23 protein-coding genes are annotated in these 27,000 nt (G+C 56.6%); 16 read left to right on the plus strand and 7 right to left on the minus strand.

Annotated elements, in window-relative coordinates; all coding sequences use genetic code 11:
• Position 1 precedes the first annotated feature (1 nt).
• The 6 genes from GTU67_RS13080 to phoU all read left to right on the plus strand — a co-directional run bounded on the left by GTU67_RS13080 (position 2) and on the right by phoU (position 4,730).
• Positions 2-1,132: an ABC transporter ATP-binding protein gene (locus tag GTU67_RS13080; RefSeq protein ID WP_185780504.1), complete on the plus strand. Its 1,131-nt coding sequence runs from the start codon at positions 2-4 to the stop codon at positions 1,130-1,132.
• Positions 1,129-2,055: an ABC transporter permease subunit gene (locus GTU67_RS13085; protein ID WP_185780505.1), complete on the plus strand. Its 927-nt coding sequence runs from the start codon at positions 1,129-1,131 to the stop codon at positions 2,053-2,055. The genes GTU67_RS13080 and GTU67_RS13085 overlap by 4 nt, the downstream gene beginning before the upstream one ends.
• Positions 2,045-2,845: an ABC transporter permease subunit gene (locus GTU67_RS13090; protein WP_185780506.1), complete on the plus strand. Its 801-nt coding sequence runs from the start codon at positions 2,045-2,047 to the stop codon at positions 2,843-2,845. The genes GTU67_RS13085 and GTU67_RS13090 overlap by 11 nt, the downstream gene beginning before the upstream one ends.
• Positions 2,842-3,201: a Spx/MgsR family RNA polymerase-binding regulatory protein gene (locus GTU67_RS13095; RefSeq protein ID WP_185780507.1), complete on the plus strand. Its 360-nt coding sequence runs from the start codon at positions 2,842-2,844 to the stop codon at positions 3,199-3,201. Before GTU67_RS13090 ends, GTU67_RS13095 begins: the two co-directional genes overlap by 4 nt.
• 3 nt (positions 3,202-3,204) lie before the next feature.
• The gene (gene rpiA, locus GTU67_RS13100) at positions 3,205-3,888 is read left to right on the plus strand and encodes a ribose-5-phosphate isomerase RpiA (RefSeq protein ID WP_185780508.1); all 684 of its coding nucleotides are present in this window, start codon (positions 3,205-3,207) and stop codon (positions 3,886-3,888) included.
• A gap of 119 nt (positions 3,889-4,007) precedes the next feature.
• On the plus strand, positions 4,008-4,730 hold the full coding sequence (gene phoU / locus GTU67_RS13105) for a phosphate signaling complex protein PhoU (RefSeq protein ID WP_185780509.1): 723 nt from the start codon (positions 4,008-4,010) through the stop codon (positions 4,728-4,730).
• A gap of 118 nt (positions 4,731-4,848) precedes the next feature.
• On the opposite strand, the gene GTU67_RS13110 is transcribed toward phoU, so the two are convergent.
• Together GTU67_RS13110 and argA are read right to left on the minus strand one after the other, a co-directional pair.
• On the minus strand, positions 4,849-5,121 hold the full coding sequence (locus GTU67_RS13110; protein WP_185780510.1) for an oxidative damage protection protein: 273 nt from the start codon (positions 5,119-5,121) through the stop codon (positions 4,849-4,851).
• A 70-nt stretch (positions 5,122-5,191) separates the two neighbouring features.
• Positions 5,192-6,547, minus strand: a complete 1,356-nt coding sequence (gene argA / locus GTU67_RS13115; RefSeq protein ID WP_185780511.1) for an amino-acid N-acetyltransferase — start codon at positions 6,545-6,547, stop codon at positions 5,192-5,194.
• 78 nt (positions 6,548-6,625) lie between these two features.
• On the opposite strand from argA, the gene hrpA reads away from it, so the two are divergent.
• Genes hrpA through GTU67_RS13155 form a run of 8 tightly spaced genes read left to right on the plus strand, consistent with a single transcriptional unit; the run spans position 6,626 to position 19,702 of the window.
• Positions 6,626-10,441: an ATP-dependent RNA helicase HrpA gene (gene hrpA / locus GTU67_RS13120; protein WP_185780512.1), complete on the plus strand. Its 3,816-nt coding sequence runs from the start codon at positions 6,626-6,628 to the stop codon at positions 10,439-10,441.
• Positions 10,442-10,489: 48 nt separating this feature from the next.
• Complete coding sequence (gene dnaE / locus GTU67_RS13125; protein WP_185780513.1) at positions 10,490-13,981, plus strand: DNA polymerase III subunit alpha; 3,492 nt, start codon at positions 10,490-10,492, stop codon at positions 13,979-13,981.
• Positions 13,978-15,075 (plus strand): glycosyltransferase family 4 protein, encoded by a 1,098-nt coding sequence (locus GTU67_RS13130; RefSeq protein ID WP_185780514.1) that lies wholly within the window; start codon positions 13,978-13,980, stop codon positions 15,073-15,075. The genes dnaE and GTU67_RS13130 overlap by 4 nt, the downstream gene beginning before the upstream one ends.
• Positions 15,072-15,905: a polysaccharide deacetylase family protein gene (locus GTU67_RS13135; protein ID WP_185780515.1), complete on the plus strand. Its 834-nt coding sequence runs from the start codon at positions 15,072-15,074 to the stop codon at positions 15,903-15,905. Before GTU67_RS13130 ends, GTU67_RS13135 begins: the two co-directional genes overlap by 4 nt.
• Positions 15,902-16,684 carry a glycosyltransferase family 2 protein gene (locus GTU67_RS13140; RefSeq protein ID WP_185780516.1) on the plus strand — a complete coding sequence of 261 codons (783 nt, stop codon included), beginning with the start codon at positions 15,902-15,904 and terminating at the stop codon, positions 16,682-16,684. The genes GTU67_RS13135 and GTU67_RS13140 overlap by 4 nt, the downstream gene beginning before the upstream one ends.
• A gap of 10 nt (positions 16,685-16,694) precedes the next feature.
• A complete protein-coding gene (locus tag GTU67_RS13145) occupies positions 16,695-17,807 on the plus strand; it encodes a glycosyltransferase (RefSeq protein ID WP_185780517.1) in 1,113 nt (370 codons plus the stop codon).
• Positions 17,808-17,838: 31 nt separating this feature from the next.
• On the plus strand, positions 17,839-18,546 hold the full coding sequence (locus tag GTU67_RS13150; protein WP_185780528.1) for a polysaccharide deacetylase family protein: 708 nt from the start codon (positions 17,839-17,841) through the stop codon (positions 18,544-18,546).
• A gap of 7 nt (positions 18,547-18,553) precedes the next feature.
• On the plus strand, positions 18,554-19,702 hold the full coding sequence (locus tag GTU67_RS13155; protein ID WP_185780527.1) for a glycosyltransferase family 4 protein: 1,149 nt from the start codon (positions 18,554-18,556) through the stop codon (positions 19,700-19,702).
• Here GTU67_RS13155 and GTU67_RS13160 read toward each other — a convergent pair.
• The 3 genes from GTU67_RS13160 to GTU67_RS13170 are packed head-to-tail and all read right to left on the minus strand — an operon-like array spanning position 19,651 to position 21,658.
• Positions 19,651-19,929, minus strand: coding sequence for a YkgJ family cysteine cluster protein (locus GTU67_RS13160; RefSeq protein ID WP_123660214.1), 279 nt, complete (start codon positions 19,927-19,929; stop codon positions 19,651-19,653). The two genes, GTU67_RS13155 and GTU67_RS13160, sit on opposite strands and share 52 nt — an antisense overlap.
• Positions 19,930-19,934: 5 nt before the next feature.
• Positions 19,935-20,699, minus strand: a complete 765-nt coding sequence (locus tag GTU67_RS13165) for a YdcF family protein (RefSeq protein WP_185780518.1) — start codon at positions 20,697-20,699, stop codon at positions 19,935-19,937.
• Positions 20,696-21,658 carry a glycosyltransferase family 9 protein gene (locus tag GTU67_RS13170; protein WP_185780519.1) on the minus strand — a complete coding sequence of 321 codons (963 nt, stop codon included), beginning with the start codon at positions 21,656-21,658 and terminating at the stop codon, positions 20,696-20,698. Before GTU67_RS13170 ends, GTU67_RS13165 begins: the two co-directional genes overlap by 4 nt.
• A gap of 78 nt (positions 21,659-21,736) precedes the next feature.
• On the opposite strand from GTU67_RS13170, the gene msbA reads away from it, so the two are divergent.
• Positions 21,737-23,533, plus strand: a complete 1,797-nt coding sequence (msbA, locus tag GTU67_RS13175; protein ID WP_430459016.1) for a lipid A export permease/ATP-binding protein MsbA — start codon at positions 21,737-21,739, stop codon at positions 23,531-23,533.
• 84 nt (positions 23,534-23,617) lie between these two features.
• Positions 23,618-24,073: a hypothetical protein gene (locus tag GTU67_RS13180; protein ID WP_185780521.1), complete on the plus strand. Its 456-nt coding sequence runs from the start codon at positions 23,618-23,620 to the stop codon at positions 24,071-24,073.
• An 88-nt stretch (positions 24,074-24,161) separates the two neighbouring features.
• Here the strand turns inward: GTU67_RS13180 and GTU67_RS13185 are convergent, their stop codons facing one another.
• Both GTU67_RS13185 and rng read right to left on the minus strand, forming a co-directional pair.
• On the minus strand, positions 24,162-24,641 hold the full coding sequence (locus GTU67_RS13185) for a hypothetical protein (RefSeq protein WP_185780522.1): 480 nt from the start codon (positions 24,639-24,641) through the stop codon (positions 24,162-24,164).
• A gap of 1 nt (position 24,642) precedes the next feature.
• The gene (gene rng, locus GTU67_RS13190; RefSeq protein WP_185780523.1) at positions 24,643-26,106 is read right to left on the minus strand and encodes a ribonuclease G; all 1,464 of its coding nucleotides are present in this window, start codon (positions 26,104-26,106) and stop codon (positions 24,643-24,645) included.
• Between the last annotated feature and the right edge of the window lie 894 nt (positions 26,107-27,000).

Here is a 27,000-nt window from a genome sequence, read left to right on the forward strand (position 1 = left end):
CATGACAGATAATCGCAGTGCAGGCAGCACCTGGTCAGCAGACACCGATGAGTTCGTCCGCGTCGAGGACGTGGTCAAGATTTTTGGCGACACGGTGGCTGTCCAGTCCGTTAACCTTTCGGTAAAACGCGGCGAAATATTCGCCCTGCTGGGCAGCTCCGGCTGCGGCAAGTCTACCTTGCTGCGTATGCTCGCCGGTTTCGAGCAGCCGACCTCGGGCCGCATTTATCTCGATAACGAAGATATCACTGCGCTGCCGCCGTATCGCCGCCCGGTCAACATGATGTTCCAGTCGTATGCCTTGTTCCCGCACATGAGCATCGAAGCCAATGTGGCGTTCGGTCTTAAGCAAGAAGGGGTACCGCGCAACGAAATACACGAGCGCGTTTTCGAGGCGCTTGATCTGGTGCAAATGGCGGCTTATTCGCGCCGCAAGCCGCATCAGCTGTCTGGTGGTCAGCAGCAGCGTGTTGCGCTGGCGCGCAGTCTGGTCAAGCGGCCCAAGTTGTTGCTGCTCGACGAGCCCATGTCGGCACTCGACAAGCAAATTCGTCAAAAAACCCAGGTTGAGCTGGTCAAGATCCTTGAGCAGGTGGGCGTGACCTGCATTATGGTCACGCACGATCAGGAAGAAGCCATGACCATGGCGGGGCGTTTGGCCGTCATGACCGAAGGCCAGATTATCCAGTGTGGCACGCCCCAAGACGTCTACGCGTTTCCCAATTCCAGGTTTGTGGCCGGCTTTATCGGTTCCACCAACCTGTTCGATGGTCGTATTACCGTCGACGAACCTGATCATATCGTGATCGAAAGCGACCAGCTCAGTCGCCCTTTGTTTGTGTCGCACGGGGTCAGCGAACCTTTGGGCATGGACGTGCATATTTCGATCCGTCCCGAGAACATTCGGGTGACGGTCGAGCAACCATTGGGCGAGGGCAACTGGGCCCATGGCCACGTCAGCCACGTTGCCTGGATGGGCAGTTATGTGCGTTATCAAATCCGTCTCGATTCGGGTTTCGTTCTCGAAGCTAACGTACCTGGTGTTGTGCTTGAACAATCGCAGGCGCCTGCCGTTGATGAAGAGGTGTACGTCAGTTGGTCGGGTGACAGCGCTACGGTGTTGCCATCATGAAGTCGCTGCCCGCCTGGCCTCGCCAGTTGCTGACAAGGCGGCTGGCCATCCTGCCCCCGTTCCTCTGGATGACACTGTTTCTGCTGGTGCCGTTCCTGCTGGTGTTCAAGATCAGTTTTGCCGACCTGCGTTTCGGGATTCCGCCCTACACGCCGCTAGCCGAACTCGAAGACTTTACGCTACGGCTGGGGCTGCACCTTAACGCTTACTACCTGCTGTTCACCGACAGCCTGTACATTGCCACTTACCTTAATTCTATTAAGGTCGCGGCCATCACGACGATGTGTTGCGTACTGATCGGCTATCCCATGGCCTATTACATTGCGCAATCCAGCCCGCGGGTGCGCAACCTGTTGTTGCTGGCGGTGGTCTTGCCGTTCTGGACGTCGCTTTTATTGCGGGTGTACGCCTGGGTGGGCATTTTGCGCAACGATGGCCTGTTGAACAACTTTCTATTGTGGCTGGGCGTGATTGACGCGCCCCTCGAAATTTATCGCACGGATTTGGCGGTATACATCGGACTGGTCTATGCATACTTGCCTTTCTTCATCCTGCCCCTTTACGCCAACTTGGTAAAGCTTGATCGTCGCTTGCTCGAAGCGGCCTATGACCTGGGCGCGAAGCCCTGGACAGCATTTTTTAAAGTGACCTTGCCCTTGTCATTGCCGGGGGTGATTGCCGGCGGGATGCTGGTGTTTATTCCCACTGTTGGCGAGTACGTCATCCCTGAAATGCTGGGTGGCGCCGATACCCTGATGATGGGGCGCGTCATGTGGACAGAGTTTTTCAACAATACAGATTGGCCGATGGCCGCAGCGGTGACGGTTGTCATGGTGGCTATCTTGCTGGTGCCGTTGGTCATTTTCCAACGCAATCAGCTTCAGCAGATGAACGTTGGCAACGGGGGCAAAGATGCAGCCTAACCGAACCTTGCGCGCTATTTCCCTCACTGTCGGATACGCTTTCCTTTATGTGCCCATTGCCTGCTTGATGGTGTTTTCTTTCAACGATTCGGCGCTCATGACTTCGTGGTCCGGGTTTTCGTTTCGTTGGTATGCCGAACTTTTCAACGACCGCGCGTTGTTGGGCGCCGCGTTTTTATCGCTCAAGATTGCAGCGCTAACCGCAACCGCCGCCGTCATCATCGGCACATGGGCGGGTTATGTTCTGGCGCGTATGGGGCGCTTTCGCGGGTTTACGCTTTACATCGGCATGCTTAGCGCTCCCCTGGTCATCCCCGAAGTCGTGCTGGGGATATCGTTGCTTTTGCTGTTTGTCGAAATGGGCCAGCTATTTGGCTGGCCGGCCGAAAACGGTATGTTTACCATCTGGGTCGGGCACGTTACCCTGTGCGTGGCGTACGTGGCCATCGTCATCCAGTCGCGTATTCGCGATCTCGATCGCTCGCTCGAAGAGGCCGCGCTCGACCTGGGCGCCACGCCGGCACGGGTGTTTTTCCTGATTACGGTGCCGTTGATTGCGCCCGCGCTGTTGGCGGCCTGGTTGCTGGCCTTTACGCTTTCGCTCGACGACGTGGTCATCGCCTCGTTTTTGTCGGGGCCGGGTTACACCACCTTGCCCCTCGAGGTGTTCTCGCGCGTGCGCCTGGGGCTCAAACCTGAAATCAATGCGCTGGCGACGCTGTTTATTCTGGTCGTCGGCATTTTCGTCATTGTGGCTAACCGCCTGCAATGGCGTGGAGAAACCAAATGACATCCCCCGTGAAAATATACGGCCTGAAGCGCTGCAGCACCTGTGTCAAAGCCACCAAATGGCTCGAGGCCAACGGCGTGGCTTACACGTTTGTCGATTACCGCGACAACCCCGTGCCGCCTGCTACCCTGGTCGAATGGGCACAGTCGGCAGGCGGTTGGGAAAAGCTTGTCAACCGGGCATCGACCTCCTGGCGTAATTTGTCTGACGCAGACAAAGCGGCAAGCACGCCCGACGCATTTCTGGCGATGATTGCCCAGGCGCCCACCCTGGTGAAGCGGCCGGTATTGGTTCCGGCGACAGGGCCGGTCATGTTCGGGTTCTCAGAGAAAAAATATTCAGAAGTTTTGGGGTAGTTCATGCTTACACAACAACAACTTAAACAAAATGTCGCACAAGCGGCTGTCGATTATGTCTTGCCCATGCTCGGTCCCGACGTCATCGTGGGCATCGGGTCCGGCTCTACGGCCGACCTCTTCATCGATGCGCTCGCGCAGTATAAAGACCGTTTTTTGGGCACGGTTTCCAGTTCCGAGCGCAGTACGGCGCGCCTGCAAGGGCATGGCGTCAACGTGTTCGACCTCAACGATGTGTCCAAAGTGCCTGTGTATGTCGACGGCGCAGACGAAATTGACCACGGCCTGCACATGCTCAAGGGCGGGGGCGGGGCGCTGACACGCGAAAAAATCGTGGCTTCGGTGGCCGATCAGTTTGTGTGCATCGTCGACGAATCCAAGCTGGTCGACTGCATGGGGGCGTTTGCCTTGCCGGTCGAGGTGATCCCGATGGCCCGTGAAGTAGTGGCGCGTCGTTTGCGCGCGCTTGGTGGCGAGCCGCGTCTGCGTGAAGGCTTTGTAACCGACAACGGGTGCATTATTCTCGATGTGGCCGGCCTGCGCATCACCGACCCGGCGGCACTCGAGGCCCAGGTCAATAATATTCCGGGCGTGGTCACTTGCGGTTTGTTTGCCATTTCACCGGCAACTGTCGCATTAATGTCAACGCAGTCGGGTGTCGTCCAGCTTAAACCAAAGGGTTTATGACAAGGTCATAAAACTGTCGCATTTTGGGTGTACCCTTGATACAAATCCGGTAGTTTTTGCCAATCCAGATAACGCAGGCCAGGCCGCTTGCGTTATCGCGTTCTTGTTAGAAGGTCGATATGTCCGAGCACACCAATAAACAGTTCTCCGCCGAACTCGAGCTGACCCGTTCCTCGTTTTTGCAAATGGGGGGGCTTGTCGAAGCAATGGTTCAAGAGGCGATGGAAGCCTTGGTCACGGGTGAGCTCGGTCTGGTCGACAAGGTTCGTGAGCGCGAGCGCGATGTCAATCGCCTTGAAGTTGAAATCGACGAACGCATTGGTTTGCTGATTGCCCGCAACCAGCCCGCTGCAGTCGATTTGCGCTTGTTGTTGTCGGTGTCGAAAATGCTCACCGACATGGAGCGCTGTGGCGACGAGGCCGAAAAAATTGCAAAAATGGCCCGCCGTTTGCATGAGGCCGAGTCGCGCTATATTCCGGCTGTCGAATTACGTCACATTTCCAACCATGTTGTGGCCATGATCCGCGACGTGCTCGATGCCTTTGCGCGCGACGACGCGGTTCATGCGGCTACCGTAGTTCGCAACGACAAAGAAGTCGACAAAGAATGGAAAGCGGCCTTGCGTCACCTCATCACCTACATGATGGAAGACCCGCGCACCATTTCGCGTTCAATCGATCTGATCTTTATTGCCCGGTCGCTCGAGCGCATTGGCGATCATGCTAAAAACATGGCCGAACGCGTCATTTACATGGTGCATGGCGACGATGTCCGGCATACCGGCGTCAAGGCCACCGAGCGTATTGCGCGTGGCGAATCGCCAGACGATATCGACGCTTAAGGGCAACCCGACACAAGCTCGGGTTCAAGGCACCCGAAAACAAAACTGAAAGCAAAACCGCCCGGTTGTTCAGCCCGTACAGGCTGCCCAGCCGGGCGGTTTTTTATGGCTTGCCGCGTTATTGGGGCGGTGGCACGTAGCCCTGGGCCTCAACGTCCCCGTCTTCAAACAGGAAGGTTTCCATTTGCTGGGCCAGATACTTGCGGGCGCGGGCATCGGCCAGGTTCAGACGGTTTTCGTTGACCAGGCGGGTCTGGGTCTGAATCCACATTTCCCAGGCTTCTTTCGAGATGCTTTGCCAGATGCGTACGCCCATTTGGCCGGGATATGGCGGTGCGGCCAATCCTTCGGCTTCGCGTTTCAGTTTTACACAGTTCACCATGCGTGTCATACGTCGAACCTACCTTTAAATACAGTTAGCAATCGGGGCCATTGTACCTATAGCGGCGCGGCCTCGCACCTTACAGTTTCTTGATGAAAACCAGACTGTTGCGCGACCGGTTGTAATGCGCCTGACGCTCTTTGGGCAGATCGGAAACGCCACCCTGGGTAAAACCGCGCTTCATGAACCAGTGTGAGGTGCGCGTGGTGAGCACGAACAGGCGACGGGCACCCATGGCCCGGGCTCTGGACTCGGTGTGACGCAGCAAGATTTCACCTTCGCCTTCACCCTGCCATTCGGGATGTACGATCAGGCAGGCCATTTCGGCCATGCGTTCGTCGGGGTACGGAATGAGTGCAACGCAGCCATAAATGACGCCGTCGTGCTCAAGCACTGTAAATTGTTCGACGTCGCGCTCAATCACAGCGCGCCCGCGCGGCACCAGGGTGCCGTCGGCTTCAAGCGGGTCGATCAGCCGTACAATGGCGCCGACGTCATCGATGGTGGCCGGGCGCAGGTCGTCGAGTGTGTCTTCGACCACCATGGTGCCCACGCCGTCGTGGGTAAAAATTTCGAGCAGCACACTGCCGTCGAGGGTGTAAGGCAACAGGTGAGCCCGCGCAACCCCTCTTTTAACGGCGCGCGACGCGTGGCTAAGAAATGCGGCGGTATCTTCGTCAAGCGTGCCGCCGGCCAGCAGGGCGTCGGCATCTTCGCGGGCCAGTTCGGTATCGACAGAGCCGTCCGGGTTCAGGACCGTACGGTTTTGGGTCAGGAAAATCAGCTTCTCGGCGCGCAGGGCTATTGCGACGCTGGTGGCCAGGTCTTCCATGGCCAGGTTAAACGCTTCGCCTGTGGGCGAGAAACCCAGGGGCGAGAGCAGGACGAGGGCGCCTTGAAACAGCACCGCTTTCAGGGCGTCGGTATCAAGCTTGCGAACCGTGCCGGTGTGCTGGTAGTCGATGCCGTCGACGACACCCACCGGGCGTGCTGTCACAAAATTGCCCGAAATGACCCGGATTTGCGCATGGGACATGGGCGTGTTGGGCAAGCCCTGGCTGAAAGCGGCTTCGATATCCAGACGAATTTCACCGGCAGCTTCTTTGGCACACTCAAGCGCCGGCGCGTCGGTAGGCTGCATGCCCCGGCCAAACCGGGTGGCAAACCCTTTAAGCTTGAGCTGTTCGTTAACCTGCGGACGCGACCCGTGCACCAGTACCAGGCGCACGCCCAGGGCAGACAACAAGGACAAGTCCTGGATCAGGTTGTTAAGTGCACCATCGTTGACCAGTTCCCCGCCGAAGGCGACGACAAACGTCTTTCCGCGAAAGTTGTGAACATAAGGCGCCACTTCGCGAAACCAGCGCACGAACTGCGCCGGTGCAAAATGAGTCGCGTCTTGAGCGGAAAGTGTTTCTGCTTCGTTATCAGCCATAAGGGGTGTTGTTGAGTCCCGGTTGTTTTGGTTCAGGTCAAAATTATAATGATCGGCTGACCTTTTATAAGAATTTTCATGCATCACACCCCAGATTTGTCGGTAAACAAAGACAAACCGCAAGCCGCGCCGCGGGCATTGCCACCGATTCATTACCCCGAAGATCTGCCCGTCAGCAGCCGACGGGCAGATATCGCGCGCGCGATCAGCGATCATCAAGTAGTGATTGTGTGCGGTGAGACCGGTTCGGGTAAAACAACGCAATTGCCCAAAATCTGCCTTGAGCTTGGGCGGGGGCAGGGCAAAATGATCGGCCATACCCAGCCACGGCGGCTGGCGGCAACGTCTGTGGCCAAACGGGTTGCCCAAGAGCTGGGCACGGGTTTGGGCGACTGGGTGGGGTATCAAATCCGCTTCAGTGATCGCACCGGGCCCAACGCGGCCATCAAACTGATGACCGATGGTATTTTGCTGGCCGAGTCGCAGCGCGACCCGTTGCTGCGCCGATACGACACCATCATTATCGATGAGGCCCACGAACGCAGTCTTAACATTGATTTCTTGCTTGGGTTCTTGCGTCAGTTATTGCCCCGGCGCCCCGACCTGAAGCTCATCATCACATCGGCCACCATCGATGCTGAACGGTTTGCGCAGCACTTTGCCCACAAAGGCAAACCTGCCCCAGTCATCGAGGTCTCGGGCCGTTTGTATCCCGTCGATATTTTGTATCGGCCGGTACAAAACGACCGCGACAGTGTCGATGACGATGGCAAGGCGCGTACGGCCCACGACGAAGAGCGCGATCTGATTGACGCCGTGGTAGAGGGCGTTGCCGAATGTGCCCGCCACGGCGCGGGCGATGTTCTGGTCTTCTTGCCCGGAGAGCGCGAAATTCGGGAAAGCGCCGAGGCGCTGCGCAAGAACCATCCGGGGCCTGTCGAGGTGCTGCCTTTGTTTGCCCGGTTGTCGCAGGCCGAACAAGAACGTATTTTCAAGCCAACGGGTAATGTGCGTCGGGTGGTACTGGCGACCAACGTGGCCGAAACCTCGTTAACAGTGCCGGGTATACGTTATGTGGTCGACTCGGGGCTGGCGCGGGTCAAGCGGTACTCGTGGCGCAACAAAGTAGAACAGCTGCATATCGAGCCCATTAGCCAGGCGTCGGCCAACCAGCGCGCCGGGCGATGCGGCCGGGTCGGGCCGGGTGTATGCGTTCGTTTGTACGACGAACAAGACTTTAAACGTCGGGCGCCATTTTCCGATCCCGAAATCCTGCGCTCATCGTTGGCCGCAGTCATTTTGCGCATGAAGGCGCTCAAGCTCGACGATATCGAGACCTTTCCTTTTGTCGAGGCACCTTCCGGGCGGGCCGTGGCCGATGGCTATCACCTGCTGCAAGAACTTGGGGCCCTCGACGAACGCAATCAACTCACAACGGTGGGGCGCGAGCTGGCCCGCATGCCGGTCGATCCTCGTATTGCCCGCATGATTCTTGCGGCGCGCGACGAGCAGTGTCTGGCCGAAATGCTGATTATTGCGTCGGCGTTGTCGGTGCAAGACCCTCGTGATCGGCCGATGGCCGAACGGGAGGCCTCAGAGGCCGCGCACGCGCGCTTTCGCGACGACAAGTCAGAGTTTGTATCGTATTTGAAATTGTGGCGCTGGTACGAAGAGCAAGTGGCGCACAAGGCGTCGCAGCGCAAGCTGGTGGCCATCTTGCGTCAAACCTACTTGTCGCCGATACGCTTGCGCGAATGGCACGACGTTCACACTCAGTTGGCGGCCATCGTCGGCGAGCAGGGCTGGCGTGTCAACCAGACCGAGGCCACCTACGAGCAGCTGCACAAGGCTTTGCTGTCAGGCCTGCTAGGCAATCTCGGTCTAAAAAGCGAAGAAACCACGACCTACCAGGGGGCACGCGACATCCGCTTCACGATTCACCCGTCGTCGCCGCTGGCGCGTAAAGCCGGGCGCTGGATCATGGCGGCTGAACTCGTCGAAACCTCGCGTTTGTTCGCCCGTTGCGTGGCCCGAGTCGACCCTGTCTGGGTCGAAAAAGTCGGCGCGCATCTGCTCAGGCGCAGCTGGTCCGACCCGCGGTGGGAGAAGAAAGCCGGCCAGGTAGTGGCCAACGAGCGCGCCACACTTTACGGCTTGCCTGTCTATCATGGCCGACGTGTGCATTTCGGAAAGATCGACCCGGTTCAGGCGCGCGAAATTTTTATTCGGGATGCCCTGGTGACCGGCGATATTGATACGAACGCCGCGTTTGTTCGCGAGAACCGCGCGCTGATCCAGAAAATTGAAAAGCTGGAGCATCAGTCGCGTCGCCCCGATATCCTGGTTGATGAAGGGCTAATCTATGCGTTTTACGATCAGCATATTCCCAAGAACGTCTTTCAGACGGCGACGTTGGAAAAGTGGGCCAGGGGGCTTGATGCCGGGCAGGCCAAGGCGTTGTTGCTGACGCGCGACGCCTTGATGCAGCACGATGCGGCCGGAGTCACCACCGATGTTTTTCCCAAGTCGGTGCAATGGGACGGCGTCGATATGGCGCTCGACTATCACTTCGAGCCGGGCTCGGTGCGCGACGGCGTTACGCTGACGGTCCCGTTGTTTGCACTGAACAAAGTCGACCCGCAGCGATGCGAGTGGCTGGTACCCGGCATGCTCAAAGAGAAAGTGCATTTGTTGCTTAAGTCGCTGCCGCAAAAAATGCGCCGTCATTGTGTGCCGCTGCCCGATTACGCAGCCGCATTTTACGACCGCTGGTTCGAGCACGAACCCGAAGGGCGCGGCAGTCTGCTTGACGCCATAGCGACCGACATGTGGGCGCAGGTCAAGGTCCGGCCGGGGCGAGCTGACTTTAAGCTCGAAACCCTGCCGGCGCATATGTTCATGAACTTCAAGATCGTCGATGAACACGGCCGCATGCTTTCAGGGGGGCGAAATCTCGACCAGCTCAAAGCCGAGCATGGTAAAGAGGCACAGGCGTCGTTTCAGAAAGTCGCGGCGCGAGACCAGGACGTGGCTCAGGCGCTGGCCCAGGATCAGCTGGTTGACTGGACCTTCGGGCCACTGCCCGAAATCATGGAAATCCGTCGTAAAGGTCAGTCAGTCATCGGTTATCCCGCGCTGGTCGACCGGCAATCACACTGCGATCTGGATGTTTTCGATGATCCGGCCGAGGCGCGTGTCCACCATCGTATGGGCTTGCTGCGTCTGTTCAGGCTGGGGCTTAAAGAACAGGTCAGGTTTCTTGAGAAAAACCTGAATGATCTGACCCGGATGAGCATGCTGTTTATCAGTCTGGGGACACAAGAAGAGCTCAGAGACCAGATCATCGATTGTGCGCTTGAGCAGGCTTGCCTGGCCGAGCCGTGGCCTGATGATCAAGCCGCATTTAACCAGCGCAAGCAAGAGGGCAAGAACCGGCTGGGGTTGCTGGCCCAGGAAATTGCCCGTCTGGCGGGGCAAATTCTGGCCGAGTGGGCAGCCGTACAGAAAAAACTGCCTCAGGCCAAGGCGCATGCCGACACCTACGCCGATATCCAGTCGCAGTTGTCGCAACTGATGGGCAAGTATTTTGTCCGCGCCACGCCTTACGGGCAGCTGGCGCACTTCCCCCGCTACCTGAAGGCAGTGCAGGCGCGTATCGAAAAACTGCGAGCAGACCCGTCTCGAGACCGCCGGTTGATGAGCGAGATGGCGCCTTTACTGGTGCAGTATCAGCGGGCGGTGACGGCACTAAAAGGGCAGCCCGATGCACAGCTGGCCGATTTCCGCTGGATGCTCGAAGAGCTGCGTGTGGCGCTGTTTGCCCAAGAGTTGCGCACGCCGATGCCGGTGTCCGTCAAGCGGTTGCAAAAGGCCTGGGCGGCGATGCAGCGCTAATGCCCGATTCGGGCCAAATCAAGCGGTTTCTCTGGGTACAATCTGAGCATGAATGAATCTGCCCCCATTACGCCATTTGTGCATTTGCGCGTTCACTCCGAGTTCTCGGTGGTTGACGGCATTGTGCAAATTCCCGACCTGATTAAACAGGTGGCCGGCTATGGCCAACCTGCTGTCGCACTTACCGATCTGTCAAATATTTTTGGATTGATCAAGTTTTACAAGACAGCGCGTGGCAAAGGGGTCAAGCCCATCGCGGGCTGTGATATCTGGGTGCAAAACGAGGCCGATCGCGACAAGCCGCATCGCGTGTTGCTGCTGGTTCGCAATAACGCGGGCTATTTGCAGCTATGCGAAATCCTGACGCGATCGTGGCTCGAAAATCAATATGCGGGCCATGCCGAAGTCCGGCGCGAATGGCTCGAAGGGGCTGACGGCCTTATTGTCTTGTCGGGCGCCCGGATGGGCGATGTGGGGCAGGCGCTCGAGGCGGGGCGCGATGCCGAGGCCCGGGTGCTGGCGCAGCAATGGGCCACGCGTTTCCCGGGGGCCTATTACATCGAGCTGCAGCGAGCCGACGCCGAAGGCGATGAGGCTTATGTGCAGGCCGCCATGCGGCTGGCCGCCGATCTGGGGCTGCCGGTTGTGGCGACGCACCCCGTGCAGTTTGTGCGACCCGAGCAGTTCCGGGCGCACGAGGCGCGTGTTTGTATCGCCGAGGGCGAGCAACTGGCCAACCCCAAGCGTCACCGGCGCTTTACCGAATCGCAGTATTTGTTGTCCTCTGAAGAAATGGCGGCGCGCTTTGCCGATGTGCCTTCGGCGCTTGAAAACAGCGTCGAAATTGCGCGGCGGTGCAATCTGACATTGGTGCTGGGTAAACCCCGGCTGCCCGACTTCCCCACGCCCGACGGCATGACCCTGAATGACTATCTGGTCAAGTCGTCGGAAGAAGGGCTGGCGTCGCGAATGGCGTTTTTATACCCCGATGCCGCCGAGCGCGAGGCGCAATACCCCAAGTATCTGGAAAGATTGCGTTGGGAGTGCCAGACCATCATCCAGATGGGCTTTCCCGGGTACTTTCTTATCGTGGCCGACTTCATCAACTGGGGCAAGCACAATGGTGTGCCCGTCGGTCCGGGCCGAGGCTCGGGGGCGGGGTCGCTTGTGGCTTATTGTTTGGGGATCACCGACCTCGACCCCATCCGCTACGACTTGCTGTTCGAGCGCTTTCTAAACCCCGAGCGGGTGTCCATGCCCGACTTTGATATCGACTTCTGTCAAGACAACCGCGAACGGGTCATTGATTACGTCAAGCAAAAGTATGGCAAGGAAGCGGTCAGCCAGATTGCAACTTTTGGTACGCTGGGTGCCAAGGCGGTGGTGCGCGATGTCGGTCGGGTGCTCGAAATGCCGTACAGCCTGTGCGATGGCCTGTCCAAACTCATCCCGTTCAGTCCGGCCGACCCCTGGACGCTCGAACGCGCCCTGGCCGAAGAACCCGCTTTCAAAGAGCGTTACGACCAGGACGAAGAGGTTCGTGCGCTGATCGACTTGGCGCGCCCGCTCGAAGGCCTGACGCGCAACGTGGGCATGCATGCCGGCGGTGTGCTGATTGCCCCCGGCAAACTCACCGATTTCTGCCCGTTGTATTCGCAGCCCGGCCCCGACAGCAACGCGGTGTCTCAGTTCGACAAAGACGACGTCGAGGCCGCAGGCCTGGTCAAGTTTGACTTCCTTGGTTTGCGCAACCTCACCATCCTTGATTGGGCGGTCAGGTATGTACAGCAGTTCAATGCCGACAAACGCGACTTTGACATCATGGCCTTGCCGCTTGACGACGAGCCGACCTATCAGTTGCTGAGCGAAGGCAACACGACCGCTGTGTTCCAGCTTGAATCACGCGGCATGAAAGAGCTGCTGCGCAGTTTGCGACCAAATACCTTCGAAGACGTCATTGCTATGCTGGCCTTGTACCGGCCTGGCCCGCTCGAGTCAGGCATGGTGGTCGACTTCGTCAATCGTAAACATGGTCGAGCCGAGGTCGATTATTTTCATCCCGATCTCGAGTCGGTGCTTAAAAGTACCTACGGGGTCATTGTTTACCAAGAGCAGGTGATGCTGATCTCCCAGATTATCGGGGGTTATACGCTGGGCGGCGCCGACATGCTGCGGCGAGCCATGGGCAAGAAAAAGCCCGAAGAAATGGCCAAGCATCGCGAAATTTTCGAGAAGGGCGCGGTCGAGAAGGGCTACGACTCTGACCTGGCCGTCAAGCTGTTCGACCTGATGGAAAAATTTGCGGGCTATGGCTTTAACAAAAGTCACTCGGCCGCCTATGCGCTCATTGCCTATCAAACGGCATGGCTCAAGCGTTATCATCCGGCCGAGTTCATTGCCGCAACGTTGTCTTCCGACATGGATGACACTGACAAAGTACAGATTTTCTGGAAAGATGCACTCGCCAATGATGTCGAGGTGTTGCCGCCCGATGTCAACGCGTCCAATTATCGTTTCGAACCGGTCGAAGACGAATTCAGTGCGCAGGGCAAGCCGCCGCGAACCATACGTTACGGCATGGGTGCTGTTAAGGGTACGGGGCAGTCTGCCGTCGAAGCCATTATCAAGGCGCGCCAAGAGGGCGGGCCGTTCAGCAGCCTGTTCGATTTTTGCCGGCGCATCGACCGCCATGCCGTCAACCGTCGTACCATCGAAGCCCTTATCCGGGCGGGTGCGTTCGACACCATCGACGACAACCGTGCCGCGTTGTTAGCCACTGTCGGTAATGCCATCGAAGCGGCCGAACAGGTCGAGCGCAGCGCAAACCAGGTGTCGCTGTTCGACGACAACAGCGACGAAATCGTCGAAGGCGAGCTGGCCAAAGTCGCCCCCTGGGACTTGCAAACCCGCCTTACCCAAGAAAAGGCGGCGCTGGGTTTCTTCTTCAGTGCGCACCTTTTCGATGCCTGGCGCGACGAAGTGCGGCGGTTTGCACCGACACCGCTGGCCCGTTTAGAGCCCGCGCGAGGCCTGCAATGGTTTGCGGGGGTGCTGTCGGCCTTGCGCCCCAAAATGACCCGGCGCGGCAAAATGCTTTACGCCGCCATCGACGACGGCTCCGCGCAGATCGAAATCGCCATCTTTAACGAGCTATACGAGCAGCACCGTCACCGTCTTAAAGAAGATCAGCTTGTCATCATTCAGGGCAAGGTCAGCAACGATGATTACTCGGGCGGTTTAAGGGTCTCGGCAGAGTCCATTTTCGACCTGCAACTGGCGCGCGAATCACGCGCCCGGGCGCTGCGCATTACCCTGGCCGAACCCTTCGACCCTCAACAGTTGCGTCAGGTTCTTAATCCGTTCCGTGCCGAACCCGAAAACGGCATCCCCGGCGTGCCTGTCGAGCTTCATTTGCTCAAACCGCCTTTCTGCTGCAGCGTCCGCCTCGGCGACGACTGGCGTGTTCGCATGGCCGATACGCTTATCGAACAGCTCGGCAACTGGGTATCCCCGGACCATGTGGAGATCAGTTATTCATGAAGCCGTTGCGTATTATTCACACCGAAGCAGCGACAAGTTTTGGTGGCCAAGAGCATCGCATATTTAAAGAAATGCTTGCCATGCGCGAGCGCGGGCATTACCTCGAAGCGGTGTGTCAGCCCGACTCTCAGTTAGCCAGCCGGCTGACCAAAGAAGGTTTTACCGTGCACACCATGTTAATGGATGGCCCGGTCAATTATTTAAAGTGTGTTTACAACCTTTGTGGTGTTTTTCGACGAGGGCGATTCGATGTTGTAAACACACATAGTCGTCGTGATACCGTTATCGCCGCAATGGCAGCACGTATTGCCAGGGTACCGCTCATTGTTCGGACAAGACATCTTGCAAATAGGGTGGGCTCTTTGTGGTCGTACACAGTACTTCCGCATCGGGTGGTAACTGTCAGTGAGCATGTCAGGGATTTGCTATTGGCCAAGGGCGTTGCGCCCGATCATGTCGCCGTCGTTTACTCCCCTATTCAGCTTCCTCCTCCTGTTGAGCATTCGACACTACGCGACGAGCTAAAGCTTGCTCAAAACGATATCGTTGTGGGGTGTGTTGCGGTGATGCGTGCCAAAAAGGGTCACCGGGCGTTGGTCGATGCCATCTCGCCTTTGATTCGCGAACGTCCGAATTTGCATCTTGTCTTGGTAGGCGGAGGCTCCCCGACGTTCGAAGAGGTCCAGGCGTATGTAAAAAGCAAAGCTCTGGAGCGACGGGTGCATTTTCTGGGTACCCGAAAAGACGTCCCGAATTTGTTGGCCGGTTTCGACTTGTTTGCACTGGCAACCGAACAAGAAGCGTCGGGAACTGTATTTGTTGAAGCGGCCGCTGCCGGCTTGCCGGTAATCGGCACGGACGTTGGCGGTGTGTCGGAAATGATGGAAGTCGGCGAGACCGGCCTGCTTGTACCATTGCACGACCAGCCCGCACTAACGCATGCCTTGAAAACGCTGATTGATGACCCGGTACTGCGCAATAAAATGGGGCAGGCTGGCTATGACCTCGTGCGGCGCCAAGGCAAGTTCAGTCTTGAGCGATTGGTTAGCGATACCGAAGCCTGCTACAACCGTTGGTTGGGGGTAAGGGGATGAGCGCCCGACATGCCGTACCTGTACTGATGTACCACCATGTCACTCCTGCGGGTGGTGTTATCAACGCCACCCCAGGTCACTTTGAAAGCCAGTTGCAATGGTTAAAGTCGCATGGCTATCGTTCGCTGACTTCAGACCAGTTTGCGGCTCATTTGCACGGTGATGCAGCGCCAGCCAAGTCAGTACTTATTACCTTCGATGACGGCTATCTCGATAACTTCATTCATGCCTATCCATTACTCAAGAAGTATGGTTTTAATGCATTGATTTTTTTGGTTACCTCCTGGATGCAGGATGGCGCGTCCAGGCCGCTAACGGGTACGACAGCCCCGCTAACGCCAGACCACGCCAAGTGCATGACCCTGGTATCAAACGCAGCATTTGACGATGTTGCGCTTCGTTGGAGCGAGGTTGAGCGCATGGCTAATGATGGTGTTTGCGAGTTTCATAGCCACACGCATACGCATACGCGCTGGGATAAGGTCGATCCGGTCAACAAAAACGCCCGCATGGCTTCCGAGCTTGCCGACTCAAGGGCCACATTACTCTCCCGGCTTGGGTCAGTATCTGCGCATTTTTGTTGGCCGCAAGGGTATTTTGATGCTGACTACCGGCAAATAGCACTTGAAGCAGGTTTCAGGTATCTGTATACAACGCATGCGTTTGGTATGAATGTTCCCGGGACTGATCCTGCGCACATCTATCGTTTCGCTGTTCGCGATACACATGGTGCGTCAGTTGGCAGACGACTCGTTGTTGCCGGTCATCCGGTCATTGGACCCATGTTCAATCGCTGGAAGCTCTGGAAGCGTTCACGGAGGCAGTCTTGACGCTATCGGTCATCCTTATCACCAAAAATGAAGAACGACACATTGCCGATTGTTTGGCCTCGGTCGCGTTCGCAGATGAAATTATTGTTCTCGATTCGGGTAGTACCGATCGAACACTGGAAATAGCCGCCGCCCATGGGTCCAACGTCAAGGTTCATCAGTCCAGCGATTGGCCCGGTTTTGGGCCTCAAAAGAACCGGGCGCTTGACTTGGCAACCGGAGACTGGATTTTGTCCATTGATGCTGACGAACGGGTGACGCCCGAACTGGCCGATGCGATTCGCGAAACGATGCGCCGCCCGACGTTCGACGCCTACAAGGTTGCGCGCTTGTCAAATTTTTGTGGGCGCTGGATTCGTCATAGTGGCTGGTGGCCAGACTACGTGGTTCGGTTCTTCCGAAAGGGGGCGGGTCGGTTTAATGACGTTGTTGTTCACGAAAAAGTGCTGACCCCGGCGGCGCCGGGCATACTCTCGGGGCATTTTCTTCACTATCCCTACGAAAATTATGAAGCGCTGATATCAAAAGTTAATCGGTATTCGACTGACGCGGCTGTCATGATGCATAAACGTGGCAAGAAGACCAGCATACCCGCCGTTTTGGGTCATGCGTCATGGACTTTTGTACGTATCTACATATTACGTAAGGGTTTTTTGGACGGTAAAGAAGGGTTCATTTTGGCGGCGACGGCCGCAGCCGGAAGCTTTTTTCGCTACAGCAAATTGTGGTTTATGAATAAGGGTGTTGCTGGGGCTGGCGCAACCGACAAGCCGGTGTGATGAGCTGAATATGAAAATTTTGTTTACTAACTTTCATCATCGCAACGGCGGGGGCCACGTTACTTACATCATCAATCTGTTAAAGGGTCTGAGCCCAAACGACGAGTTAAGCGTTGCGACGCCCGGAACCAGCCGCTTGTTCCGGCAGGCCTCAGATCTGGGTAATGTCAAATTGCACGATATGCGGTTCACCTCTCGCCTGATTCCAATGATTAAGGAGGTCCTGCATTTGCGGCGCTTGATCCAGAAAGAACGGTTTGATGTGATTCATGTCAATGCGTCGGCTGATCACCGCCACGTGATGCTGGCTGTGGCAGGGCTGCGGCGGCGTCCCGTCATCGTATGGACAAAGCATAACGATCACAAAATTTCCAGTGTTGGTCACAAAATTCGGGCGAAATTCGGGACGGATGCAGTTATTGCTGTCAGTTCTTATGTTGGCGATATGGTCAAACACTCCGCCTATCGCGGTTTGCCCTTGCAGGTTATCAGGCACGGTATAGATACTGACTATTTCAAACCTCCCGAACCGGCAGAAAAAACAGCCTTACGACGCGAGTTGTTTGGGTCGGACGAGTCAGATTTTCTGGTTTTTGGAAGCTCGGGGGGTACAGATCTTGAAAAAGGCTGGCTTGACCTGGTGCGTGCAGTAGCTACGCTCCCCGAGCCAATGCGCGCCAGCATCAGGATTGTCGTGGCCGGAGATCCTCCCAAGGCGGCTTATCTGGAAGAGGTTGCTCAACTGGGGTTGACGCAGAATGTTGTATTTCCCGGGTTGGTTGACGATGTTCGAGCTGTTCTTGGCGCTTGCGACGTAGGGTTTGTTTTGTCGTATCGCGAGGCCCTTTCTTTTGCCTGTCGCGAGACGTTGTCCATGGGGTTGCCAACCATGGTTTCAGATGCCGGTGGGCTTCCCGAGAACATTGATGAAGATAAAAGTGGGTGGGTGGTCCCCGCCGCAGACGTTGCAAACATTGCGGCGTGCGTTCGTTCTATTTGTCAAGATCAGGCCCGTCTGGTTTCAATGGGTGCTAAAGCCCGATCTCTCAGTTTGACCAATTTTGCTTTGTCCCGATTCTGCACTCAAACACGTGCGGTATATTCAAGTTGCCTGAACGCCTGAATCTTTTGGTCAAAATATGATCCCCATTCTCATGTATCACCAAATTGGTGAACCCGCCCCTAAAGGCACGCCGTATCGCGGTCTGACGGTACACCCCAAAGATTTCACCCGGCAAATGGCCTGGATGAGCCGTTTAGGGTATCGCGGGCTATCGATGCGTGACCTGTTGCCCTACCTGAAAGGCGAGGCCAAGGGCAAGGTGTTTGGCATTACCTTCGACGACGGCTATCGCAACGTACTTCAAAATGCATTGCCCGTGCTAACGCACTATGGCTTTACGTCAACCAATTATTTTGTTGTGCATCAGCTCGACGGCGGCAATGTGTGGGATTACGCCAAAGGCATTCCGCATTCCGGCCTGATGTCTCTTGACGAAATGAAGCAGTGGGCCCATGCCGGGCAAGAAGTGGGGTCGCACACGCTCGACCATGTTCATCTGCCCGAGCTCTCCCCCGAAGCGGCCCACCACCAGATTGCACACTCAAAAGCCGAACTCGAACGTCTGTTGGGTTTTGAGGTCAGTGCGTTTTGCTATCCCTATGGCGACGAGACACCCGACATTCGGGCCATGGCCCAGAAAGCAGGGTATAGCAACGCCACAACAACGGTGCGGGGTTTGGCCCGCCCAGACGACACCCTGTTCGGGTTGCCGCGCGTAACCGTAGCCCGCTCCACTAATATTGTGCGGTTCCTGCAAAAGTGCCTCACCCGTCTCGAGGACAAGCGCCGCCGTGACTGATCGCCCGCTGAAAATAGCCTTTGTCGTCGATCGTTTCGGGGGGCGTTTTGGCGGCGCCGAGGCCTACGGCGTCGAACTCATGCGCGAGTTGTCCCGCAAGCATGACGTAACCGTCTTTGCCCGTCAGTACGATCCGGCCTGCGATCTGCACTTGCCTTATGTACCTATCGCTATCCGGCGCGGTCTGTCCAGCTGGATGCGGGTGTTGTTGTTTGCCATTCGCGCGCGTCGTCTGACACAGCAAGGTTTTGACATCGTTCATTCTCACATGAACGGCTGGTGCGGTGATGTTGAAGTGGTGCACGTCACGCCGGTACGCTACAACTGGCGAGTCAAGCCCATGGCTGCGCTGAAGCGGGCCATGTCCTTTATCAGTCCTCGTGTTCAAACGTATCTGCAGCTCGAGGCCCGGCGTGTCAGGCCGCGTGACGGGCACAAAGTAGTTGCGGTCTCAGGGCTTATCGCAGATCAATTACGCCAGGCCTATGGGGTAGATCGGCATTTCCCGGTGATTCCGCCGGGTGTAAGCCCAGCCGGCCCGGTTGATACGGCCGGGGCGTTGGCGCTGCGGCAGTCTATGGGCTGGTCTGAAACCGATCTGGTCTGCCTGCTGGTGGCGCGTAACCCGGTGCGCAAGGGGTTGCTGACGGTGCTTAAGGCTTTGGGTCATTTGCCCGATCGCGTCAAGTTGCTGGTGGTGGGGGGTAACGCACCGGCACGCGATTTCGTTCGTCAGCAGGCGGCACATCTGGGGGCGCGCGTCAATGTCATAGACGAAACCTCCGACGTTGAGCCGTATTACGCCTGTGCCGACATTTATGTGCACCCCACCCTGAATGACAGTTTCGGGATGGCGCCGCTCGAAGCCATGGCCTATGGCTTGCCCGTTATTTTAAGCCCCGCGCCATGGTGTGGTTTTGCGCAGTACGTTCAACCGGAAACCGAGGCCCTGCTGCTCGACCATCCTGAAAACGCCGATGCGTTAGCGACGTACATTAATCGCATCGATACTGACGCCAATTGCCGACGTCGTCTGGAGCATGGAGCCGCCGCTGTGGTGGCTCGCCATAGCTGGGCCGAAGTGGCCGCAAACTATGAGGCCCTTTACTTCCAGGTGCTTGACGAGCGCGACGGTCGAGTTTCTTCCTCGACGTAACCCAGCCAACGCAGCGCCTGAGTCCGGTTCTCTCCGCACATTTCCTCCGACGCCTGGAGGGAGCCACACACGTCGGGACGATCAGGGTGATCGAAAATCAGGCAGCGATAGTCGGCATCCAGATGCATGCAGGCGACGCCTGCTGGCTTGCCGTCAGGCATACCTGGAATTGGGCTTGATATTGACGGTGCAATACAGCAGGCGCCGCAACCCGGCCGGCACGACATTGCCATTACACCCAACCTCGTAGCCAATAGACCAAAATACCGGCATATTCTTTAATGATCGAGCGGGCCGCCTCGAACGTACGTTGATCGGGCAACCAAAAGTCGAAATCAGACTCTTCAGGTACGACAATCTGCGGCCGCGAAGGCGCGGCAATCACATCGATGCCCAGCTCGCGGAAAACCCCCATTGACCGAGGCATGTGAAGCGCAGAGGTCACCAGCAGCGCCTTTTTAAACCCCAGCGTTTGCATGATGTCGCGCGTAAACACGCCGTTCTCGCGGGTTGTCAGACTGCGCTCCTCGGCAATAATGGCACTCTCAGGTACACCGTCTTGCTGCAAGTTGGCTGCCATGACTTTGGCTTCGGGGATGCCGCCGTCAAGCGCCGCGCCCGAAACGATGACAAAGGGTGCGCGGCCTGCCAGATACAGCTGTGCCGCCGTATCCGACCGGGTAATGGCAGTTTCTTTGGTGTAAGGGCCAAACCAGTTCGGGCGTCCGCCGGCGGTATGGCCGCCAAGCACAATAATGACATCGGCTTTTGGGTAGGCCTCTGGGGGCTGGTAGGCATAGTACTGTTCAAGTCGGCCCCCGGCCCAAAGCGACGACGCGGGGAGTGACCAGAACACGCCCCAGAAACCGGCAAAAATAACTACGGCAACTGCAGTTTTGCGCAGTCGAAATACATACAGAAGGCCGCCTGCAACAAGCAGCGCAATGCACAGGTTGAGCGGAATAATCAGATTGACGAGCAAGTTGGATATATTCATTTGCCGGCCAACGATATCGCTTTTTCTGCCACGTTGTCCAGTTCGGGCCATTGCCCCATTTGTCCCAGGCAATGCGCTTTGGGCGACCACGGGCCGGTACGTTCACGATCGGTAACGCCAAACAGTGTCAGTTGTAATGCATTACCCGCAGCAGACAAATGAGAAACGCCCGAATCGTTGCAGATTACGAGGCGTGCTTTTTGTGTAAGGGCGACAAAGTCATCAAGGGGTAGCGGGTCAAGGCATAACGCGGCGGGTGCATTGCGCAGTGCGTCGTCACGTTCGCCTGGTGGCGGGCACATAACGACGGTGTAACCCTGCTGTTGCAAACGCAGCGTTAGTGCGTTGAAATGCGGCCAGACCTTGACTTGCCCCTTGTGTAAGCCTGTTGCAGTAGGAGCGATCAAAATGAAGGGTGTGTTGTCCAGCCCCGCTCGAGACAAAACAGATAAAACCTGCGCGTTGGCTGATGCCCGCAACTTAAGGCCTAGTGTGTCTGACGGCTTGCCAGCGGGGCAGGGGAGGTTCCAGAGGGTCAGGGCGGTTTGCGTCAGCCCATACCAGGACTCAACCGCATGTGGCCGGGGCTGTGGTTTCCTGACGGGCCACTTCAGCAACAGGCTGCGGCCGTCATCGCGGTATCCCGCGCATTGCAATCCGGCCAGCCGAAAAACCATTGCGCTTGATAAAGAGTCAGGTAACAGCAAGCCCACTGTGGCTCCCTGGCCGGCATATTGCCTGCGCGATTGGGCAACAGCCCGGCGATTTTGCGTCCATGATCCCGTCATTTCAATGAACCCGGCCAGCGCGTAACCCGATAGCAAAGCTTTTGCCCAAGGGCGGGCGCACACAATAACCGGCTTTCCGGTGTCGAGCAGGGCATGAAGGGAGGGCAGGGCCATGCAGACATCACCTATCCAGTTGGGCAGGCGAACATATATTGCAGAAATGTCGGTCATCGAGAAGCGTTAAAAGGGCGTTGGTGCGAAGCCTGCGCCGGGTTTGGGTTGCGACGTTACAATGCTTTTTTCATTAGTATAAAAGCGAGTGTCGTCTTGAGCTCTGTTTTACCATCAGCGCCCGCCCACGCCGAGCCGGTGAAGTTTTATTTGTGGCGACGAATCTACAGTCGCTTGGGTGTCTACTGGAAAGCCGTCGTCGTGGCCATGATCCTGATTTCGATCAGCGCGGCGACACAGCCCACCTTGGCCGTCATCATGAAGCCGCTGCTCGACGACGGCTTTACCGGCGACAAGCCGTCGTACATGTGGTCAATACCGCTGGCGGTTATTGGCCTCATGTTGGTGCGTGGCGTGTCTACCTTTTCAAGCAGCTATATGTTTGCCTGGATCGCGAACAATATGCTGCTGGGCATCCGCAAAGAGATGTTCCAGCGGTTGCTGCATTTGCCAGACAGCGAATTCAGGCGCGGCGATACCGGCCGCTTGCTGAACCGTTTCACTATCGACGCAGGTAACGTAACCGGCCTGGCTACCGAAGTTATTACAGTACTTGTGCGCGAAACGCTTATTGTCGTTTCGTTGCTTGCCGTGCTTTTGTATATGTCGTGGCAGCTCACCCTGATTGTGCTGCTGGTCTTGCCGCTGTCGGTTTATGTGTCGCGTATTTTCATCAAGCGCTTGCGCAAAATCAATCGCGATACGATCAACATGAATGCCGAGCTCACCCGGGTGGTTGGCGAGGCCATCGACGGCCAGCGCGTCGTCAAAATGTTCGAGGGTTACGAGCGCGAAGATGCTCGCTTTGATTACATCAATAGCCGCTTGCGCCGCTTTTACATGCGCGCCGCAAGCTCCGATGCTGCCATGTCGCCCATTACCCAGTTTTTTGTCGGGGTGTCGGTTGCGGCCGTTATTGCGGTTGCGCTTTATCAGGCCAACACCGAAGGCCTCACCGTCGGTAGTTTTGCTGCATTCATGGCGGCGCTTGGGCAAATTTTCGACCCGATCAAACGGCTCACCAATATCGCCGGCGCCATGCAACGCATGCTGGTATCGGCCGAAAGCGTTTTTGGCCTGATTGACCAGAAGCCCGAGAACGACAAAGGCACGCATGTGTTTAACGGGCAGGTCAAGGGCAAGGTCGAGTTCGAGCATATCAGCCATCGTTTCTCCGATGCCCAACGTGATACCCTGGCCGATGTATCGTTCGTGGCCGAACCCGGTCAAACTATCGCATTGGTCGGGCGCTCTGGTAGTGGCAAGACAACGCTGGTTAACATGTTGCCGCGCTTTATCGAGCCTACAGCGGGGCGGGTGCTGATCGATGGCCAACCCATCGAAGATTGCCAGTTGCGCAGCCTGCGCGCCCAGTTATCCCTGGTCAGCCAAGATGTCGTTCTGTTTGATGGCACCATTGGTGAAAACGTGGGGTACGGTGCTTTGCACGACGCCAGTCAAGACGACATCTGGAAGGCGCTCGAGGCAGCCAATTTGCACGATTTTGTTCGCGGCTTACCCGAAGGCCTCGAGACCCGCGTTGGCGAAAACGCCAACCAGTTGTCGGGTGGGCAGCGTCAGCGTTTGGCTATTGCCCGGGCGCTTATTAAAAATGCACCCATCCTGATCCTCGACGAGGCAACGTCGGCGCTCGATAACGAATCTGAGCGTCAAGTGCAGGCGTCGCTCGAGCAGCTGATGGTGGGGCGCACTACGCTGGTCATTGCGCATCGCTTGTCTACCGTACAGAAGGCGGACACAATCCTTGTGCTCGACCAGGGCAAAATCGTAGAGTCCGGAAGGCACGAAGCGCTTTTGGCTCAAAAAGGTTTGTATTCCGCACTGTACGAAATGCAGTTCAAAGAAGTGCTTTGATATCGCTTTTGTGTTGGTTGACGCGCGCGGTAATCTATAACCCTCAGGTGCAATGCCGCCCGCAGGTTTACACAGGAAATGATCATGAAAAAAGGGATAGTTGTTGCAATGGCGGCCGTACTGGCGGGTTGCGCTTCTTCAAATAATGCCGGAATTGGTTTGTCGGTGCTTGAGCGCGAGCCCTATCTTCGGGCCGACCGTTTGTTCACAAAAGACTTTGTTCAGGTGCAAAAAGCAGTGTTCAAGCATCAGGCTGTTTGCAACCCCGAAGTTAAATTTTCTGTCGACGCGCTCAACCCTAATTTCGCCCGCGTAACCAAGCCCTATACCCCGGGCGCCACGGGCTGGAACAACACGGTCGTTTTGCACCTGACGCTCAACAAAGAACGGAATAGTCAGGGGCGTGTGTACAGCTACTACGCCACCACCGACAACCAGGTGCAAGACATGTTCGCCATCATTCAGCGCCCCGAATACTGCCCCGAAAAGCCCGAGCTGAATGTGCCCGAACCCGAAGAGAAAACCGCCTCAGAATCGTAAGTTTGCTTGTGGTGGCCTGGGCAGTTTTTAGCACATTGGCCTTTAATTTATGGGTAGCTGCGCAGACAGGCTTGTGGTTTGTTGCCCCTTATAACCATTTCAGGGCGGTAATACCAATATAGGCGCAGCCCAGCAGGCCGTGCATACCAATAAAAAATCGCACCGAGGTCGGCCGTTTGACAGGCAACGCCATGAACTCCTGGGGCAGCAGGGGGCCTGCCCTGTCAATGGCATCGAACCTGACCGGGTCAAAGCATCCTAACAGGTTCTCCAGCCTTGACATCCGGCGTATGCACACGGCATACAGGTTGAACAATGTGTTGGTTAGTGTGATGCCAATAATGGTCATGCCAAACGGTATCACCATTAGCAGCGAGGCTTGTAAGGCAGAGACTTTGTCTCCAAAGGCCAGCCCCACGAAAATCAGGCAGGCCGACACAATCAACACATTGGCGTTGACAATCAGTTGCTCGTAATGACGAGTCCAGTTCTGGGCTTCGCCATACAGCTGCCTGACGGTGGCCACGTCGTGCTCGTCGAGCGACGGGCGAGAAGTTATCGGCGCCATCTTAAATCAGCACAATATCGTATTGCTCTTGAGAATAACCATTCTCTACTTCGAGGGTAATGGGTTTGCCAACAAAGTCGCCCAGCATGGCCAGGTGCGCGCTTTCTTCTTCCAGAAACAGGTCGACTACGGCCTGCGATGCCAGCACACGAAACTCTTTCGGATTGAATTGCCTGGACTCACGCAAAATTTCACGCAAAATCTCGTAGCACAGCGTGCGTGGCGTGCGTACGTGCCCGCGCGATTGGCACGTCGGGCAGGGCTCGCAGAGCTGATGTGCCAGTGAGTCGCGCGTCCGTTTGCGCGTCATCTCTACCAACCCTAATTGGCTGAACCCGCTCACCGTCATTCGGGTCCTGTCTTTTGACAGGGCCTTGTTCAGTTCGGCCAGCACAGCGCTGCGGTGCCCTGCATCATCCATATCGATAAAGTCCAGAATGATGATGCCACCGAGGTTTCGCAAGCGAAGCTGCCGCGCGATGGCAACGGCGGCTTCAAGGTTGGTTTTGAATATGGTGTCGTCAAAATTCCGGCCCCCGACAAAACCGCCGGTGTTGACGTCGACGGTGGTCAACGCTTCGGTCTGGTCAATAATAAGGTAGCCGCCCGATTTAAGGTCAACCCGACGCGACAGCGCGCGTGCAATTTCTTCGTCGACGTTAGCGGTGTCAAATAGTGGGCGCTCCCCGCTGTAATGCGAGATCCGGTCTTTTACCGACGGGGTGAAGGTTTCGGCCCAGTCTATAAGACGTTGCGTGGTGGCACGCGAGTCGACCAGAATGGCGCCGGTATCCGGGCTGACCATATCGCGCAAGACGCGTTGTTCAAGGGTAAGGTCGGTGTACAGCATTGATGGGGCGGGCTGCGACTTGGCTTTTGCCTGGATCCGGCCCCACAGTATGCGTAAATATGACAAGTCGGCGGCCAGCTCTTCGTCGCTGGCCCCTTCGGCCTGGGTTCGCACAATAAACCCGCCGGCCTCGCCTTCAGGCATCAGCTTGGTTACCCGCTCCCGCAAGGCATTGCGCTCTTCCTCAGATTCGATTTTTTGAGAAATGCCCACGTGGGGCTCGTGGGGCAGGTACACCAGCATGCGGCCGGCGATACTGACCTGGGTGGATAGCCGTGCGCCTTTGGTGCCTAACGGGTCTTTAATAACCTGCACCATTAAAGACTGTCCTTCAAACAACAGCTTTTCAATCGGGGTCAGGGTGCCGCCGGTGGTGCGCTCTGCGCGATTCTGGCGCAAGTCGGCAACATGTATGAACGCCGCGCGCTCAAGGCCAATATCCACAAAAGCGCTTTGCATCCCGGGCAAGACACGAACGACCTTGCCCAAATAAAGGTTGCCGACATGGCCGCGCTGTATGCTGCGTTCCATATGCAGTTCTTGCACAGCCCCTTGCTCGACAATCGCTACACGTGTTTCAAAGGGGGTTACGTTAATCAGAATATCTTCGGCCATGCGCGTCTTTTCTTAAGTGTTCTGTGTTTATTATGCGGCACAGGCGTCTTGTGTTGTTCGCGGCATAAGCGCAGCGTGTATGTGCGCAACGCGTAAAACAGGTAATGCAGCCACGCCTGTCGTTGTATTGAAGTATGCCACGTCAGCTAAAAATTGCCGGGGCTACCCTATATCTGAGCTTCCCTATATAAGAGAACAATAGCTCGCATAGGAGAACAGGCGCCCGCGTTCGGGCTAACAACGCTTTATACAGCCTGGGCCGCGTCACGTCGGCTCACCCGACGATTCTATGCGTGGCCGCCATGATGTGCAGGTCATCGCGCCGTTGATGCGCCAAGAGTGAAACTATATTGCCTCGCTGCTGCATTAAATGTAGAGCCTATGTGCCCGGCGTTGGCTTTAGCGAGTTGAGCGTTGAATAGATGCGGCGGTCGTCACGGTGTGTGGCAGATGGGCACAAACCGTGCAGCGGCCATTAAATGCAGGAAAGCAGCACGTACAACCGATGCCGCAGCAGCAAAATAACCTGCAGGCCGCCGGTTAAGCCGCACGTTTTCATCAAAGCAGCTCTTTTTGGCGTGTTTTTGATTATTTTCTGGCGTCGACTTGCACACATTAAAATAACCGTGCTATAGTTCGCCTCCTTTGCAGCACAGCCGGTTCGGGTTTACCCGAATAGGTGGTGAGGCAAAGGGCGAGACAAGAACTTTTTTAGCCGCGCAGTTGGGGTCCAGGTTCTGGGTTTTGGCTGTGGGGTTGGCCTGAATAAGGCGGGTTGTTCAAGTCGTGGTGGTAGTTTTAAGAAGTGGTTTAAAAACTTTTTAAAATAAACTGCAAAACGATTTGACAGCGATAAAAAAAGGGTTCATAATCTCGTTTCTTCGCTGATCGAAC

Origin of the sequence: Pusillimonas minor (assembly GCF_014237865.1) — a bacterium.
Classification (GTDB): domain Bacteria; phylum Pseudomonadota; class Gammaproteobacteria; order Burkholderiales; family Burkholderiaceae_B; genus Neopusillimonas; species Neopusillimonas minor.

Excerpts from the sequence above, each read along its gene's own strand:
- GTU67_RS13080 (WP_185780504.1), top strand. The coding sequence starts at position 2 with ATGACAGATAATCGCAGTGCAGGCAGCACCTGGTCAGCAGACACCGAT.
- GTU67_RS13085 (WP_185780505.1), top strand. The coding sequence starts at position 1,129 with ATGAAGTCGCTGCCCGCCTGGCCTCGCCAGTTGCTGACAAGGCGGCTG.
- GTU67_RS13090 (WP_185780506.1), top strand. The coding sequence starts at position 2,045 with ATGCAGCCTAACCGAACCTTGCGCGCTATTTCCCTCACTGTCGGATAC.
- GTU67_RS13095 (WP_185780507.1), top strand. The coding sequence starts at position 2,842 with ATGACATCCCCCGTGAAAATATACGGCCTGAAGCGCTGCAGCACCTGT.
- rpiA (WP_185780508.1), top strand. The coding sequence starts at position 3,205 with ATGCTTACACAACAACAACTTAAACAAAATGTCGCACAAGCGGCTGTC.
- phoU (WP_185780509.1), top strand. The coding sequence starts at position 4,008 with ATGTCCGAGCACACCAATAAACAGTTCTCCGCCGAACTCGAGCTGACC.
- GTU67_RS13110 (WP_185780510.1), bottom strand. The coding sequence starts at position 5,121 with ATGACACGCATGGTGAACTGTGTAAAACTGAAACGCGAAGCCGAAGGA.
- argA (WP_185780511.1), bottom strand. The coding sequence starts at position 6,547 with ATGGCTGATAACGAAGCAGAAACACTTTCCGCTCAAGACGCGACTCAT.
- hrpA (WP_185780512.1), top strand. The coding sequence starts at position 6,626 with ATGCATCACACCCCAGATTTGTCGGTAAACAAAGACAAACCGCAAGCC.
- dnaE (WP_185780513.1), top strand. The coding sequence starts at position 10,490 with ATGAATGAATCTGCCCCCATTACGCCATTTGTGCATTTGCGCGTTCAC.
- GTU67_RS13130 (WP_185780514.1), top strand. The coding sequence starts at position 13,978 with ATGAAGCCGTTGCGTATTATTCACACCGAAGCAGCGACAAGTTTTGGT.
- GTU67_RS13135 (WP_185780515.1), top strand. The coding sequence starts at position 15,072 with ATGAGCGCCCGACATGCCGTACCTGTACTGATGTACCACCATGTCACT.
- GTU67_RS13145 (WP_185780517.1), top strand. The coding sequence starts at position 16,695 with ATGAAAATTTTGTTTACTAACTTTCATCATCGCAACGGCGGGGGCCAC.
- GTU67_RS13150 (WP_185780528.1), top strand. The coding sequence starts at position 17,839 with ATGTATCACCAAATTGGTGAACCCGCCCCTAAAGGCACGCCGTATCGC.
- GTU67_RS13160 (WP_123660214.1), bottom strand. The coding sequence starts at position 19,929 with ATGTCGTGCCGGCCGGGTTGCGGCGCCTGCTGTATTGCACCGTCAATA.
- GTU67_RS13165 (WP_185780518.1), bottom strand. The coding sequence starts at position 20,699 with ATGAATATATCCAACTTGCTCGTCAATCTGATTATTCCGCTCAACCTG.
- GTU67_RS13170 (WP_185780519.1), bottom strand. The coding sequence starts at position 21,658 with ATGACCGACATTTCTGCAATATATGTTCGCCTGCCCAACTGGATAGGT.
- GTU67_RS13180 (WP_185780521.1), top strand. The coding sequence starts at position 23,618 with ATGAAAAAAGGGATAGTTGTTGCAATGGCGGCCGTACTGGCGGGTTGC.
- GTU67_RS13185 (WP_185780522.1), bottom strand. The coding sequence starts at position 24,641 with ATGGCGCCGATAACTTCTCGCCCGTCGCTCGACGAGCACGACGTGGCC.
- rng (WP_185780523.1), bottom strand. The coding sequence starts at position 26,106 with ATGGCCGAAGATATTCTGATTAACGTAACCCCCTTTGAAACACGTGTA.